The sequence below is a fragment of the Maricaulis sp. genome (assembly GCF_030149235.1).
GTDB lineage: Bacteria > Pseudomonadota > Alphaproteobacteria > Caulobacterales > Maricaulaceae > Maricaulis.
On sequence record NZ_JASBRW010000013.1, the window covers coordinates 1 to 14,536 of the forward strand.

14 protein-coding genes, 1 tRNA gene and 1 rRNA gene are annotated in these 14,536 nt (G+C 63.4%); 5 read left to right on the forward strand and 11 right to left on the reverse strand.

The annotated features are described in order from the left end of the window. Positions 1-15 precede the first annotated feature (15 nt). Positions 16-130: ribosomal RNA gene (gene rrf / locus Q1V51_RS01950) — 5S ribosomal RNA — on the forward strand. 113 nt (positions 131-243) lie between these two features. On the opposite strand, the gene Q1V51_RS01955 is transcribed toward rrf, so the two are convergent. Further along, the gene (locus Q1V51_RS01955; RefSeq protein ID WP_300552136.1) at positions 244-708 is read right to left on the reverse strand and encodes a hypothetical protein; all 465 of its coding nucleotides are present in this window, start codon (positions 706-708) and stop codon (positions 244-246) included. A 207-nt stretch (positions 709-915) separates the two neighbouring features. Between Q1V51_RS01955 and Q1V51_RS01960 the strand changes: the two genes are divergently transcribed. The 3 genes from Q1V51_RS01960 (at position 916) to Q1V51_RS01970 (ending at position 2,537) form a co-directional block, all read left to right on the forward strand. Next, a tRNA-Met gene (locus Q1V51_RS01960) sits at positions 916-992 on the forward strand. Between the two features lie 53 nt (positions 993-1,045). Then, positions 1,046-1,732 carry an RluA family pseudouridine synthase gene (locus Q1V51_RS01965; RefSeq protein ID WP_300552137.1) on the forward strand — a complete coding sequence of 229 codons (687 nt, stop codon included), beginning with the start codon at positions 1,046-1,048 and terminating at the stop codon, positions 1,730-1,732. A 484-nt stretch (positions 1,733-2,216) separates the two neighbouring features. Continuing rightward, positions 2,217-2,537 (forward strand): hypothetical protein, encoded by a 321-nt coding sequence (locus Q1V51_RS01970; RefSeq protein ID WP_300552139.1) that lies wholly within the window; start codon positions 2,217-2,219, stop codon positions 2,535-2,537. Here Q1V51_RS01970 and thrC read toward each other — a convergent pair. From thrC to Q1V51_RS02000, 6 genes are all read right to left on the reverse strand, one after another. Further along, positions 2,494-3,777, reverse strand: coding sequence for a threonine synthase (gene thrC / locus Q1V51_RS01975; RefSeq protein ID WP_300552141.1), 1,284 nt, complete (start codon positions 3,775-3,777; stop codon positions 2,494-2,496). The two genes, Q1V51_RS01970 and thrC, sit on opposite strands and share 44 nt — an antisense overlap. Then, positions 3,774-4,715, reverse strand: coding sequence for a homoserine kinase (locus Q1V51_RS01980; protein ID WP_300552143.1), 942 nt, complete (start codon positions 4,713-4,715; stop codon positions 3,774-3,776). The genes thrC and Q1V51_RS01980 overlap by 4 nt, the downstream gene beginning before the upstream one ends. Beyond that, a complete protein-coding gene (locus Q1V51_RS01985) occupies positions 4,712-6,502 on the reverse strand; it encodes a homoserine dehydrogenase (protein ID WP_300552144.1) in 1,791 nt (596 codons plus the stop codon). The genes Q1V51_RS01980 and Q1V51_RS01985 overlap by 4 nt, the downstream gene beginning before the upstream one ends. 116 nt (positions 6,503-6,618) lie before the next feature. Beyond that, entirely contained in the window at positions 6,619-6,768 is a 150-nt protein-coding gene (locus Q1V51_RS01990; protein ID WP_300552146.1) for a hypothetical protein, read from the reverse strand. Positions 6,769-6,954: 186 nt separating this feature from the next. Further along, positions 6,955-8,535, reverse strand: coding sequence for a phosphoenolpyruvate carboxykinase (locus tag Q1V51_RS01995; RefSeq protein WP_366522684.1), 1,581 nt, complete (start codon positions 8,533-8,535; stop codon positions 6,955-6,957). A gap of 431 nt (positions 8,536-8,966) precedes the next feature. Continuing rightward, the gene (locus Q1V51_RS02000) at positions 8,967-9,863 is read right to left on the reverse strand and encodes a pirin family protein (protein WP_300552149.1); all 897 of its coding nucleotides are present in this window, start codon (positions 9,861-9,863) and stop codon (positions 8,967-8,969) included. 132 nt (positions 9,864-9,995) lie between these two features. Here Q1V51_RS02000 and Q1V51_RS02005 point away from each other — a divergent pair, with 132 nt between their 5' ends. Next, positions 9,996-11,375 carry a M20/M25/M40 family metallo-hydrolase gene (locus tag Q1V51_RS02005; RefSeq protein WP_366522685.1) on the forward strand — a complete coding sequence of 460 codons (1,380 nt, stop codon included), beginning with the start codon at positions 9,996-9,998 and terminating at the stop codon, positions 11,373-11,375. A 75-nt stretch (positions 11,376-11,450) separates the two neighbouring features. On the opposite strand, the gene Q1V51_RS02010 is transcribed toward Q1V51_RS02005, so the two are convergent. The 4 genes from Q1V51_RS02010 to Q1V51_RS02025 all read right to left on the reverse strand — a co-directional run bounded on the left by Q1V51_RS02010 (position 11,451) and on the right by Q1V51_RS02025 (position 14,447). Further along, on the reverse strand, positions 11,451-12,119 hold the full coding sequence (locus tag Q1V51_RS02010; protein ID WP_300552151.1) for a glutathione S-transferase: 669 nt from the start codon (positions 12,117-12,119) through the stop codon (positions 11,451-11,453). A gap of 73 nt (positions 12,120-12,192) precedes the next feature. Beyond that, positions 12,193-12,516: a hypothetical protein gene (locus Q1V51_RS02015; protein WP_300552152.1), complete on the reverse strand. Its 324-nt coding sequence runs from the start codon at positions 12,514-12,516 to the stop codon at positions 12,193-12,195. Positions 12,517-12,656: 140 nt separating this feature from the next. Continuing rightward, entirely contained in the window at positions 12,657-13,445 is a 789-nt protein-coding gene (locus tag Q1V51_RS02020) for a hypothetical protein (protein WP_300552154.1), read from the reverse strand. A 63-nt stretch (positions 13,446-13,508) separates the two neighbouring features. Beyond that, positions 13,509-14,447, reverse strand: coding sequence for a hypothetical protein (locus tag Q1V51_RS02025; protein ID WP_300552156.1), 939 nt, complete (start codon positions 14,445-14,447; stop codon positions 13,509-13,511). Between the last annotated feature and the right edge of the window lie 89 nt (positions 14,448-14,536).

Genomic DNA, 14,536 nt, shown 5'->3' on the forward strand with positions numbered 1-14,536 from the left:
GATCTAGCGCGCTGACCGGGTGGTTATTGCAAGGGTGCCACACCCGTTCCCATCCCGAACACGGCCGTTAAGACCCTTCGCGCCGATGGTACTGCGTCTTAAGACGTGGGAGAGTAGGTCGCTGCCCGGTCTGCCCGCTAGATCTTGCCCTCTTCAATCTTGAAACAGCCGCTTCGCTCTCGCGAGGCGGTTTTTTCATGTCTGAATTCCGGAAAATCGGCCGGCTTGAAACCAGACTGCCGCCTACATCATCAGATTACAGGCCGGGAAGTCGAATTCAGGGTCGACCCGTTCATAGGTGAAGCTGTTGCCGGTCGCCGGATGGCGATAACGGGTATGCGTGCCGTCATAATCGGTGAGCACATAGGTGTTCTCTAGCCGGGTGGCATAGCCATCGATCAAGGTCGCCTCAGTCCCCCAGAAATCGCCGGAGACCCACCAGGTCCCGCTTATGGTCTGCTGCTCGATCAGCTGGCATTGCTCATAGCGGCGAAATTCGAGCGTAAAGCGTCCATCCGCCGTGCGTTCAGCGATGCGCTGGTAATAACGCTCCTGGTCGGCATGGTAGTCGTGACCGTACCAGCGGCCGACTAGGCGGGGGTCGTCCGACTGTGCATACCCCAGCGGTGTAGCTGAAACACCCGTCAGCAGTGCTGCCATCACCCAAGCGCGCGCTTTGGTGGCGACAGACGGGTTGTGCGATGGCATGACAGTTCCTTTAGATGACCAAGGCTGAAGCTTGCCTGAGAGCGGGCCAAGAGGGAAGAGGGTGGTCGAACAAGTGCTCGGGGGGCGACAGCAGCTCTGCTGAGATCGGGCTGGCCCAAGCGCAGCTTTGAGTGTTGACGGCGCCCGTCACACATCCTACACACGCGCTCCTTCCGGCGCACAAAGCGCGCCCGAAGCACCTCTTGATGCGGGGTGGAGCAGCCCGGTAGCTCGTCAGGCTCATAACCTGAAGGTCGTAGGTTCAAATCCTACCCCCGCACCCAACAAGCCCGCTAGCGCGACGCGCTGGCGGGTTTTGTGTATCTAGGGCGGCGTGATGGGTATTGATGCGAATAGCGCCCCGGGACCGCGGGCCTTTGTCTATGCCCCGCCGCCGGCCGGGCCCTTGCCGGTGATCCATGTCGACGAGCACTTGCTCGTGCTCGACAAACCCTCCGGCCTGCTGAGCGTGCCCGGCAAGCCGGCGGCGCATGCGGATTGCCTCGAGGCGCGGGCACAGGGCGTTTATCCCGACGCTCGCATTGTCCACCGGCTCGACATGGATACGTCCGGCGTCATCATCATGGCCCGCACGGCGCATGCCCAACGCCATCTCGGCCTGCAATTCGAAAAACGCCAGACGTCCAAGACCTACCAGTCCCTGGTGTTTGGCGAGATGGCGGAAGATGAGGGGCAGGTCGAAGCCCCGCTGATCACCGACTGGCCCAACCGTCCCAAACAGATGATCGATCCGGAGCGTGGCAAGCCGGCGCTGACGCGCTGGCGGGTGCTGGACCGGGCAGATGGATACAGTCGTGTCGAGCTGGAGCCACTGACCGGGCGCTCGCACCAATTACGGGTGCATATGCTCAGCCTGGGACACCCAATCCTGGGCGATAATCTCTACGCCCACGCGGACGCGCTTGCCGCGAGCCATCGCCTGTGTCTGCATGCCTGCAAGCTGGGGCTGAGGCATCCGCAAGGCGGTGAGGCGATGGTGTTCGAGAGCGCTGTCCCGTTTTAATCCTGCACTTCGGGTCGGCGCGCCTATCCGCGCTGAGCCCTCTTATCCTTCTGAAATGCCAAGCATCCCGGCGGTGTCCATGGATTGCCGGGCCGACGGTCGAAGCCGGGCTTGTCCTCGCCCTTCGCCCCCATCCTATGCTTCTGGTTCATTCACCGGGAGCCCCGCCTCATGCCGCGTCTGCCTTTTCCAACCGCATTTCCCTGGATCGGCGGTGCCCTCGTCGGAGCGGCACTGGGTACGGTTGCGGTCTATTTGCAGGGGCGGGCAGACGGGGGCGAGGCTGTACGGGGGCGCCAGGCCGTCGCAGAGCTGGCGCAGCTGCAGCATAAGCGTGAGGTCGAACACGGCGCGCTTTCGGCATTGCTCAGCCGGGTCGAAGAAGATCTTGCGCGACGCCGGGCGTTCGAGGCGGAGGCGACCCAGGCCCTTAACGCGGCGGCCCAATCTACACAGCGGGTGCTACAGCGCCTGGGAGAGACTTATGACCCTTCGCATGCCTGTCCTGCTTTTGACCATGATGTGCGCCTGTTCAACGCCGCCTTCGCCCGCTCCGGAAGCGGAGTTGGCTCCACTTCTGAAACTGGAACGACTGCGCGACCAGATCCGCGGTGAAATCCCGCCGGCCTGCCGGGCCGAGCCCCGGGCGCCGCTGGACATGGTCGAGGGGCGCGACTGGCGTGAGGCCGCGGGGCTTTATCGCGCCGATGCCGCCTATAACCCCGCCTTGCTTGAAGCCTGCCAGACGCAGCTGGACCGGCTCAGCCGGACAGCGCTGCAGCCAGGGCGTCCAGGTCAGCCTTGATGTCGATCATCCGGGCCGGGCGCTCCAGCACGCCGGCGAGATTATCCGGCAGGGCCACGGTCTCGCCGATCACCGGTTCCACCGCGTCAGCGAATTTATAGGGGTGTGCAGTGGCGGCGATGATCCAGGGCCGCTCCCGGCGTGGCCCGGTGTCCAGACCGTCGAACGCGGCCAAGCCCGTTGCCGTGTGCGGACAGGCGATATAGCCCGTCTCGCCATGCCAGCGCGCGATCGTGGCCCGGATCTGCTCATCGCTGATCGAGGCGACGGCATGAATGGCGTGATCGGGCAGGGCGCCGAGGCGTTCGAAATTGCTCGGCGCGCCGACATCCATGGCATTGGCCAGGGTGGCGATCGAGGCGCGCGGCTCGAACACCCCCTTGCGGGCCCAGTCGGACAGGGTCGCATTGGCATTGGTGGCCAGCACGACCGGGCCAATGGGAAAGCCGAGATTGCGGGCGATCAACGCGGCGAGGGCATTGCCAAGATTGCCGCTGGGAATGATCAGACCGGCGGCCTGATCGGTACGGGCCTGGCTCTGCAAGCTGGCATGAGCCCAATAGCTCACCTGCGGCAAAAGGCGGCCGATGGAGATGGAGTTGGCTGAAGTCAGTCCATGCCGGGCGCTAAGCACCGGCGTGGCGAAAGCCTGCTTGACCATCGCCTGACAGGCATCGAAATCATCATCGACGCGCAGGGCCATCACCGGCGCCTGCCAACAGCAAAGCTGGTGCTCCTGGAAGGCTGAAATACGCCCCTTGGGAAAGAGAATGACCGCGCGGGCATTGGCGCGGCCTTCCGCGGCACAGCCCACCGCCCCGCCGGTATCGCCGGAGGTCGCCGCCAGAACAGTGACCGGGTCGGCCGCATCTGCAATCCGGTCGAGACAGCGAAACAAAAAGCGTGCGCCAAAGTCCTTGAAGGCCCCGGTCGGTCCGTGAAGCAGCTCCAGCACTGAGACTGGGCCGGAGGCGTTCTCGAGCTCGACTAAGGGAAGCGGGACGTCAAAGGCGCCGGCACACATGCTGCCGACATCTGCCTCAAGCACGCTGCCCGCCAGGAAAGGTGTCAGGATCGCGCTGGCTGTCTTGGCGAGGCTGCCGGCCGGGTCGAACGCCGCAATGTCCAGAGACGGCAATGCGGCGGGCATGTAGAGGCCGCCATCTGGTGCCGCACCTGCCCGGATCGCCGCCGCGGCGTCGACCGGGGCGCTGGCCTGGCGCGTGCTGGTATAGATCACGGCAGCACCTCGACCTTGAGGCCCTGTGAGACCAGCGGCGCGGTATAGGCCGTCGCCGTCAGGTCTGCGGCATTGAGCGCGACCTGCATGGCGGCTTTGACGGCGTCGAACCGGTCATCCGGCATCAGGGCGAAAATCGAGGGGCCGGATCCGGAGAAGGAACAGCCCAGCGCGCCGGCACTCAGCGCCGCTTCTTGCAGAGCGCTCAGCTCGGGCAGGAGGGGCAGGCGCTGCGGTTCGATGAGAATATCGCACAGCCCGCTGGCAAACAGCTCCAGCTCGCCGCTGTGACAGGCAGCAATGAAGCCCGCCAAATTGCGGGCATGCTCGACTGCCGTGGTGAGCGGAACAGTGTCCGATAAAAGCGCGCGGGCCGCCTGGGTCTCGACCTTGCGATCCGGGTGCCAGAGGAGACAGGACAGGCCTTGCGGCAAGGGCAGGGGACGGATCAGGGGCGGATCGAGCCGGGCCGCCAGGACCAGACCGCCATACAGGCTCGCCATGACATTGTCCCAGGGCGGTGGATCGGCTGAAACACGCTCGCCTTCCATCGCGAGGGGGAGCAGGGGCTCCAAGTCGAAGGGGGTATCCAGCAAGGCATTGACAGCGCCGGCCGCGGCAACAGCGGAGGCGGCCGATCCGCCCATGCCGGCGCTCAGGGGTACGCCCTTGTCGACATCCAGGACGACGCCGAAACCGGCTCCGGCAGCGTCCAGAACCGCCCGGGCCGCGGCGAGGGCGCAATTGTGTTCGACCTCGCCGGGCAGGCTGTCGACGAGACCGCTGACGCGGCCGAGCTGTACGCCTGGCGTTTCGCTGGGCCGGGCGATGACCTGGTCGCGCGCCGCGTCAAAGGCCAGGCCGAGCACGTCAAAGCCGACCGCAAGATTGCCGATGCTGGCCGGCGCGGATGCGCGAGCCGATTTGCCTGTCCTCATGCGGAGGCGTCTCCAACAAGTTCTGTCTCAGACTTGGCCAAAATCGCCGGGATTGTCGAGAGGCCCGCCTGATCGCCGCAGACTGCGCGCTGAACATCCATGATGTCGGCGAACACGGCTTCTGCGGTGGGCCAGCGGCCCGCGCCCTTGCCGGCGACCCAGACCGTCTCGCGCGGCCGGCGGATGAGGAAGCCATTGGCCTCGTTCTTCAAGCTGGCGAAGGGGTGGCTCTTTGGCAGGGCCAGGATCTCGACGCGTGCGCGGACCTGCCCATCTTCACCGATATCAGCCCGTCCGACCTGTTTGAAGACCAGCCCGTCGGCCTGGGCTTCGGCAATGCGTTCGGGCGAAAGCGTGCGCAGGGTGTCGCGTTCGATATCGCGGACATCGACGCGGGCTCCAAAGGCGTGCCAGCACAGGATGGAGAGTTTGTCCGCCGCATCATAGCCGTCGATATCCGTGCTCGGATCGGCTTCGGCAAAGCCCTTGGCCTGGGCGTCGGCAATGGCCTCGTCGAGACCAATGCCCTGATCGAGCTGACCGAAGATGTAATTGCACGTCCCGTTCATCACGCCTTCGATCGCGGTGATATCCTTGTTCGGACCGAGCCGGTCGATCGCCTCGAGCACCGGCGCGCCGCCGCCGACGGCTGCGGAATAGCGCAGCTGGAGGCCACCGGTACTGGCGAGGCCATGCAGGAGTTCGAAATCCTTGGCGATGACAGCCTTGTTGGCTGAGACCAGATGGGTTCCCTCGCGCAACACGCTCTGGCTCAGGGCCCGTGCCAGCCCGGTTCCACCGACCATCTCCACGACAATATCCGGTGCATGGCCCAAGGCGGCGAGCGGGTCATCGGTGAAGGCCAGCTGCTGATCTTCTCGCGCCCTGGCGTGTTTAGCGGGATCGCGAACCAGCACGGGGTTGAGCTTGAAACGCCCCGGATGAGCGAGGAGGTGGTCGCAGACACCGGCACCGACCGAACCATGGCCGAGCACGGCAACCCGCAGCGGTTCCACATCATGCACTCGGCCCGGGCTCGCTTCGACGCATGCGATACGCGTGGCGTAGGCTCGGCCAAGGGATGCGACCTCTATGACAACGCCGAGAGATTGGGCGGCGAAGATGGCCTTTTCCTGGACCAGACCGCGGCTGACCTTGGCCGCCTCGATATAATCGAGCTGATCAAAGCGCTTGGCGTCGGCCACCTTGGCCGGGTCGTCGGAATAGACCCCGTCGACATCCTTGATCAGGCGGGCCCGGTCGGCGCCCAGCCAGCTGGCAAACATTACCGCTGTCAGATCGGTGCCCCCGCGACCCAGCGTCGACGGCCCGTATGCGCCTTCGCCGAAAAAGCCTGGAGCGACGATGACATCGTGCTGGTCGAGATGGGCAAACACCTTTGCCGCATCCAATCCCGCCAGGTTCGCGTCCAGCGGCGCGCCCTCTGCCCGCAAGCCCATTTCATGCGGATCAAACACCTGGCATGACACACCCGTTCGTTCCAAAGCCAGGCCGAGCAGTGCGGCAGACTTCAGCTCGCCGCAGCGCAACAGGCGGGCCAGCAAGGCATCATGAGCGCCGGCTCCAACCTCCTCGCCGAGGCCGAACAGGGCATCGGTCTCGCCCTCAAGGGCAGAGACGACCGCGACGACCTTCTCGCCCGCGCGGAGATGGCGATAGATCTCGTGGGCAATGCGGGCATAGTCGCTGGCATCGCGGAGGACCGATGATCCGAATTTAAGGACGCATATGCGGTGAGGGCTGCGTTGGGGGCTGAGAGCGTTCACGGGATTTTCCTTTGGACTTGGTGTTTCGGTGCTGGGCGTTGGTGTTTGGACAAGAAAAAACCCGCTTCCGGAGGCCGGGAGCGGGTTCTGTGTTCTGCGGTTTTGTCGTCTGTCCGCTAGTCCACGTCGTCCGCCCCCTTGGCATAGGAGGTGGTCATGATGACGGTCATGGTGGACATGAGCATGGTCTGCGCACGCGAAACGGCACCGGCCGGACGGGTGGCCCGGACAGTCATTTCGTTTGCGATGGCACGGCTCATAGACATGCGGTTCAACTCAATTGGCGCGTGGACCAGGTCCACAAATCGCGAAAATCCTGTGCATCAATCCGTCAACATGGTCCTTGCGTCAAATGATTTTTGCGACTGCGAAGACAAAAGCCGCGGCTGATGCAAAAAATCCCCACCGGAACGACCAAGCGGGGATTTTTTCTTCACGTTTCCGAAAACTGCTTATTCGGCAGCAGTTTCCAGCGTCTTGGCCTTCAGCTTCGGCGCTGCGGCCCGGACATAGGGCGCGACATGGTCTTCGAATTTCTTGAAGTTGTCGGTGAACATGGTCGCCAGCTTCGTCGCCTGTGCGTCATAGGCGTCCTTGTCGGCCCAGGTCGAACGCGGGTCGAGGATCGCGTCGTCTACACCGGCCACCGAGACCGGCACCATGAAGCCGAAATTCGCGTCTTCGCGGTAGGCAGCGCTCTTCAGGGATCCATCAAGGGCCGCATTGAGCAGGGCGCGGGTGGCCTTGATCGGCATGCGCTGACCCGTGCCGTAGGCACCGCCGGTCCAGCCGGTATTGACCAGCCAGCAATCGACATCGTGCTCGGCGATCAGTTCGCGCAGCAGAGCCCCGTAATCGGCCGGGTGGCGCGGCATGAACGGCGCGCCAAAGCAGGCGGAGAAGGTGGCGGTCGGCTCGGTCACGCCTTTTTCGGTGCCCGCGACCTTGGCCGTGTAACCGGACAGGAAGTGATACATGGCCTGGGCCGGGGTCAGCTTGGCGATCGGCGGCATAATGCCGAAGGCGTCACAGGTCAGCATGACCAGGTTTTTCGGATGGCCGCAGGTGCCGGTCGCACTGGCATTCGGAATCGCACTGATCGGATAGGCGCCGCGCGAGTTCTCCGCCAGGGTCGCGTCATCCAGGTCAAGCTCGCGCGTGACCGGGTCCATGACGACGTTTTCCAGCACCGTGCCCCACATCTTGGTGGTGGCGTGGATCTCCGGCTCGGCTTCGGCCGACAGGCGGATCATCTTGGCGTAGCAACCGCCTTCGAAATTGAACAGGCCATTGGGCGACCAGCCGTGCTCGTCATCGCCGATCAGTTCGCGATTGGCGTCGGCGGAAAGGGTGGTCTTGCCGGTGCCGGACAGGCCGAAGAAGATCGCCGCATCATCATCCTTGCCCGCATTGACCGAGCAGTGCATCGGCATGATGCCCTTGGCCGGCAGCAGGTAGTTGAGAATGGTGAAGACGGATTTCTTGGTCTCGCCGGCATAGGAGGTGCCGCCGATCAGCACCATCTTGCGGTCGAAATCGACACCGATGACGGTTTCAGAGCGGCAGCCATGGCGCTCCGGGTCGGCCTTGAAGCTCGGCAGGTTCACAATGGTGAACTGGGCGTCGAAGCCGGCATATTCGTCAGCCGCCGGGATGCGCAGCAGATGGCGGATAAAGAGCGAGTGCCAGGCCAGCTCGTTGACCACGCGCACCGGCAGGCGGTGTTCCGTGTCGGCGCCGCCGAAGAGCTGCTGGACGAAGAGTTCCTTGCCGGCCATGTGGGCCTTGAAGTCATCCCAGAGATTGCTGAACTGCTCCGGCGTCATCGACGCATTATTGTCCCACCAGACCTGGTCTTCGGTGGAGGCATCGCGAACCGTGAACTTGTCCTTGGCGGACCGGCCGGTGTGCTCGCCGGTTTTCACGACCAGGGCGCCACCCTCGGCCACTTCACCTTCGCCGCGGCGGACGATTTCCTGATACAGGCGGGCTTCGTTCCAGTTGAGATTGATCGGGCCGGTTTCAATACCCATGGCGCTCAGGCCGCCATCAAGACGAACGGCTTCGGTACGATCACTGGTGGACATATTGCCTAACCCCCAACTGGCCCGCTCCATACACTTGGCGGGCGTGATGCTTGGCGGCGCACCGGCCTCTTTCAGGCCGGGCATTCCGCGCACTCCTATGCCGGCGGCGCGTTGTCGCGTCTCATCCGGCTCCCGGTTGAAGAGCCGCCGGTACCAGATCAAATCCGACCGGGAAAGCCCTAAAGACACGCGAGTTTAGCACAGGAAAATTCCGGGAAGCGAATGTTATCGCAAACATTTTTGACGCTATTCCGGTTTTCCCATTTGTCCGCAGGGAGATGGCCAATAAAGACAAACCTGCTCGGCGCATGACCGGGCAAACTCACTTTTTGCAACAAAATTCGCAGTCGAAGCGTCGTGCGCGAACGTGGCGGGCGCTACTCGGCCGGGAGGGGAATGAATTCGGTCTCACCCTCGGGCATCAAAAAGCGCCCTCCGGCCGGAAACCCGTCCTCGCCGGCGGCTTGCCAGGCCGCCTTGGCCGCCTCGATCTTGTCCTTGCGGGTGGCTACGAAATTCCAGAAAATATGACGCTCGCCGAGCGGAGCCCCGCCGCAGATCATGATGCGGCTATCCGCGCTCGCTTCCATCTCCGGGGCGCTGCCCGGCGCGATGACCGCCATATCCCCGGGCTTGAGCACGACCCCGTCAATCGTCATCGCCCCCTGCACGAGATAAACAGCGCGCTCGTCATGCTCGATATCGAGGGGCAGGCGGGCTCCGGCCGGCAATTCGCCATGCAGGTAGAAGATGGGCGAATACTGCCGGATCGGTGCGGTATGGCCCCAGGCTGTGCCGAGGATCAGCCGGAAACGGCCGTCGCCGCGCTCAAAGTCCGGCAGCTCGTCTGCGCCGGCATGCTCGAACAGCGGAGCGTCTTCCTCATGCTCCTCAGGCAGGGCGACCCAAGTCTGAATCCCGAACATGTAATGCCCGTCCTCGCGCTCCGGCGAGGGCGTGCGCTCGGAGTGGGCGACGCCGTAGCCGGCGGTCATCCAGTTGACTTCACCGGGCCGGATCACCGTGTCGACACCGATCGTGTCGCGGTGGCGTAGTGCGCCGTCAAACAGATAGGTGACGGTGGCCAGGCCGATATGCGGATGCGGACGTACATCTATGCCTGTGCCGGGCTCGAACTGGGCCGGCCCCATCTGGTCGAAGAAGATGAACGGCCCGACCAGTCGCCGTTTCGGAGCTGGCAGGACGCGCCGGACTTCAAACCCACCCAGGTCGCGTGCGCGGCCGGAGATCACAAGTTCAATCGAGGCAGACATGGCGCATCCTTCTGCATAAGCGCGTATCTAGACATTGCCGGAGCAGGGCCCCATCGCGTAGTTTCCCCGCAATATCTAAGGGAGGCACCGTTGAAATCAATTCTCGCCGCTGGGGCGGCACTCCTGTTGGCCGTGCCTGCGTTTGCGCAGGACCGGCACGAACTCGAGCCTCATGAAGCGGAAACCGCGCAGCAGCTGATCGAGCAGGCGCTGGAATCCGATCTGGCCTGGGACATTGTGGAATCGCTGACCACTGAAGTTGGTCCGCGTCTGGGAGGCTCGGAAGCCGAAGCGCGGGCGCGTGAATGGGGCCGCGAGCTGGGCGAAGAGCTGGGTTTCGACCGGGTGAGCATCGAAGAATTCTCGATGCCGTTCTGGGAACGTGGCGATACCGAAATCACCATGACCGCGCCCTATCAGCAGGTGCTCTACGGGACGGCGCTGGGCGGCTCCGGCCGGTCACCGCGCCTGCGCGACATCAATGCCCAGATCGCATATTTCCGCACGCTGGACGATCTGATGGCGGCCGAGGATGGTTCGCTGGAAGGCCGTATCGCCTTTGTTGATGGCGAGATGATGGTGAAGAGCCAGACCGGTGCCGGTTACGGCCCGGCCAACCAGCGCCGCCGGGTCGGCTGGCAGCATGCCGAGCGGGCCGGTGCTGAGGCGCTCGTCGTGCGCTCTGTGGGCTCTTCCAACCGCCGCTTTGCCCATACCGGCATGATGTCCTCGCTCAATGGCGATTGGGCCGACATCCCGGTGCTGGCCGTGTCCAATCCCGATGCGGATCACCTGCGCCGTCTGCATGAAAATGGCGAGACCATTGAATTCCGCATCCGCTCGCATGCCGGCTGGCGTGGTGAGGTGACCAGCGGCAATGTCATTCTCGACATTATCGGCCGCGAGCGTCCCGAGGAGATCGTTCTTATCGGCGGTCATCTCGATAGCTGGGACCAGGGCACGGGTGCCGTTGATGATGGGGCGGGTATCGCCATTACCGTGGCAGCAGCCGAGCTCATCGCCCGACTGCCTCAGCGTCCGCGCCGCACCATTCGCGTGGTGATGTTCGGTGCCGAGGAGGTGGGCCTGCTCGGCGCTCGCGCCTATGCCGCGCAGCACATGGGCGAGGTCGCCAATCACGTCATCGCGACCGAATCCGATTTCGGTGCCGATACGATCTGGCGGTTTGTCTCCAATGTGGACGAGGGCGCCAATCCGGCGATCGATGCCATCCATCGCGAGATCCAGCACCTCGGTATCATTCGCGGTGGCTCCAATGTGCCGGGCGGTGGTCCGGATATCATTCCGCTGGCCATGGCCGGTGTGCCGACGGTGCGGCTGCAGCAGAATGGCCGGGATTATTTCGACCTGCACCACACGCCGGACGACACGCTCGACAAGATCGATCCGGAAGCCCTGGCGCAGAATGTCGCCGCCTATGCGGCCTTCACCTATCTCGCCGCCGAGATGGATGTCGAGTTCCGCCGCGACATGGAAGCGGTGGGCGAATAAGGCCCCGCACGTATCGCGAATAGAAAAGCCCCGGCCAATTGGCCGGGGCTTTTTTACTCACCGCTAGCGGAGGGGCTAGCTCGCGAAATCATAGGCGCCGCCGCGCTCCAGGGCAGCCTTGTAGGCCGGGCGGGCGTGGATGCGCTCCACATAGGCTTTGACGTTGGGATAGAGCTCGAACATGTCCGAACGCGATCCGCCGGCCTCGAGCGGAAAGCTCATCTGAATGTCGGCCGCGGACAGGGCGTCACCGACCAGCCAGTCACGGCCCTCGAGGTGCTCATTGATATAGGTCAGGAGATTCTTGATCTCCGGGCCGGTGTAATTCGTGTCCAGCTGGTTGGCGATCGCCTTGATGACTGGCTTGACGAAGAAGGGGACCTTGGCCTCGGTGAGACGGCCGATGATCAGCTTGACCAGCAGCGGCGGCATCAGCGAGCCCTCCGCGAAGTGCAGCCAATAGACCCAGTCGCGATGCTCGGGCGTGCCCGGCTCCGGCTTCAGCTGCGGCGCATAGGTGCTGGCGAGATATTCGATAATGGCCCCGGACTCGGCCACGGTGACATCGCCATCGGTGATGACGGGAGACTTGCCCAGCGGATGAACGGCACGCAGCGAGGCCGGCGCGCGCATGGTCTCCGTGTCACGGTCATATTTCGCAATCTCGTACTGGACGCCGATCTCTTCCAGCATCCAGAGCACGCGCTGCGAGCGTGAATTGTTCAAATGGTGGACGGTGATCATCCTGGAGTGCCTCAATATTCAATCGCATTCTCAATACGAGGCAGGGCGAAATCAGATCACTCGGGCCTGACGATTATTCTGCGAAACTGTCACAGGGCTCGACCGGGCGCTGCCAGCCCTCCAGCTGCATGTCGAGATCGAGGCCGGCGCGCTGCAACCGGAGGCGCAATTGCTCGGCCAGGCGCGGATCACCGCCTGACAGGTCGATCAGGGTGTAAAAGCCCAGGCGGACGACGTCGCCAACATGGGTATGACCATGATCAGCCAGGGTGAAGGCCAGTTCCACCAGGTGCGGACTGGGCGTGCAGAAGCTGACGATATCCTGGTCGACAAACGGATTGCGGGCGGAACGGGTCCAGCGCCAATCTGCATCACTCTGAAGGGGGTTGAGGGTCACAACACAATACCTAGTGGGCCTAGTGCCAATCAATACCAGATATAGTGAAGGATGCGCGACTGAGTCGGAAGCGCTCAATGCCGCCAGCTCCGTCAGATCCTGTGGAGCGGCGGCATTCGTAATTTTAAATCAATGACTTGTTAGATGCCGGTCCAACGGGCCCGCATGCCGAGACGATCGAAAACCTCGTCCCAATAGGCCCGCAACGGTCCGCGCTGATCGGCTTCCCAGCGATCGCGGGGAATCAGCCGGATCTCGATTTCAACGCCGCGTAGATTGTCGCCATAGGTATCGCGCACGGCATTGGCGACCGTGGCAGCATTCGGCAGGCGCTGTTCCAGATTGCCCCGGCTGCGGCCATAGACCGAGAAAATCTCCGAGTTCTGCAGCATGTCCGAGACCAGCACGATGCGGCGGGCCGGTACGCTTTCGTCAAAAACCGGCTCCTGGGCCAGGCGCGCCAGGGCCTCGATGATCGGGCTGTTGGGCGCATTCTTCGGCAGGATCAGGTCGGCGAGGGCGCGCTCCAGCGGGTCTGCGAACAGGGCTTCATAACGCGCCTGCACGCGATCCGGATTGCGATACAGCGGATTGACCTGCTCGCCAGCGCCCGGATTACACAGGGAGAAGCGGTTGGTATTGCGCAGCTGGCCGCTTTCATTGAGCTCGTAGAGCGACAGGCGTTCACCGACCTCAAGTCCGTTGCGCTCGCGCAGGATGACGCCCTCGATGGAGCTGGCCTGCTGCGGCGAGTAGAGGTCCGTCTTGTCGATGACGACGACGCGATGCGGTGGCGTGGCGCCGACCAGGCAGAGCGTTTCGCTGTCATATTCGTCCGGCGTCAGCATGAAAGCTGCGTAGCTGATCCCGCCAAGAATGGCGGCGACAATGATCAGATTGAAAAAACCGATGATATCGCGTCCCGACATATTCCCCCCCGTCGCTCCGCTGGTTGATGAGGAGCGGCACCCAGCACGCCGCTCCCCGCAAGATTATGCCGGATCGATCTGGGCCTTGGCCAGAGTGCGCGTACCCGGGCCGGCGAGGTCGGTATTGACCTCGATCAGCAGATCATTGGCCTGAGACAGCAGTTCCAGCTCCGGCTCGCTCAACTTCTTGACATTGCGATAGCCGACTTCCGTGGCCCGCTCGAGGTCCTTGGCGGCCGATTCCAGGCGCTTGGAAACGCCGGCATAGCCCAGGATCGGATCCGAGAAGGTCCGGCCCTTATAGGCGGCGATCGCCGCGAAGGTCGTGCCGAGGATAAACAGCAGCAGGGCTTCAAGCGTCTGGAAGCCGAACGGGTTTTCGCGCACGGCCAGGACCGGGGCGAGGACCTCGCCGGTCTCACCGGCGCCGCCCAGCGCCAGGGTCGCGGCGTTGAACTCCAGCAAATCGCGGAAATGCGCCGCCGTCAGGTTGAGCATGACCAGCGCGATGGAGGTCGCCACAATGGTCAGGACACCCAGCGCGATATGCAGCCGGCGATGCGGGTTGGACAACAGGCGGAAGCCCAGGAAGCCGATCAGGAAGAAGGCAGCGATCACATTGGTGAAGGACACGGTGATGGCCTGCAGCCAGCCGCCCAGCAGACCCAAGTCTGAGCCCTTGGAGAAGAAATAGGCATTGGCCAGTCCCTCGAACAGGACCAGTGAAGCCAGGATCGAGAAGTGCATGATGTGCGATTTGGGATAAACTGCAGCGCGCTCGATCGGCTTGATTGCGCCTTCGCCCTCGGTGCTCTTGAACGCAACCGCTCCGTCCCAGGTGCGGCGGAACAGGATCATGTCGTGGCGTTTGGCGTCGGCGAAGGACATCGCCTTGCGCAGACGGGTCATTTCGACCGGCGAGCGCAGGTCGCGTTGGGTGTCCTGGCCGGCGGCACGATCGAACGTGTCGTCGTCGAACTGTCTTACAGCGTCTAAGGGCATGGCCTCCCCCTCAAAATTTCGCCCGGTGGGCTTCATTAGCATGGTTAATGAGCAAATGTGGCAGCGACGTGCGCGTATACGGGCAATTT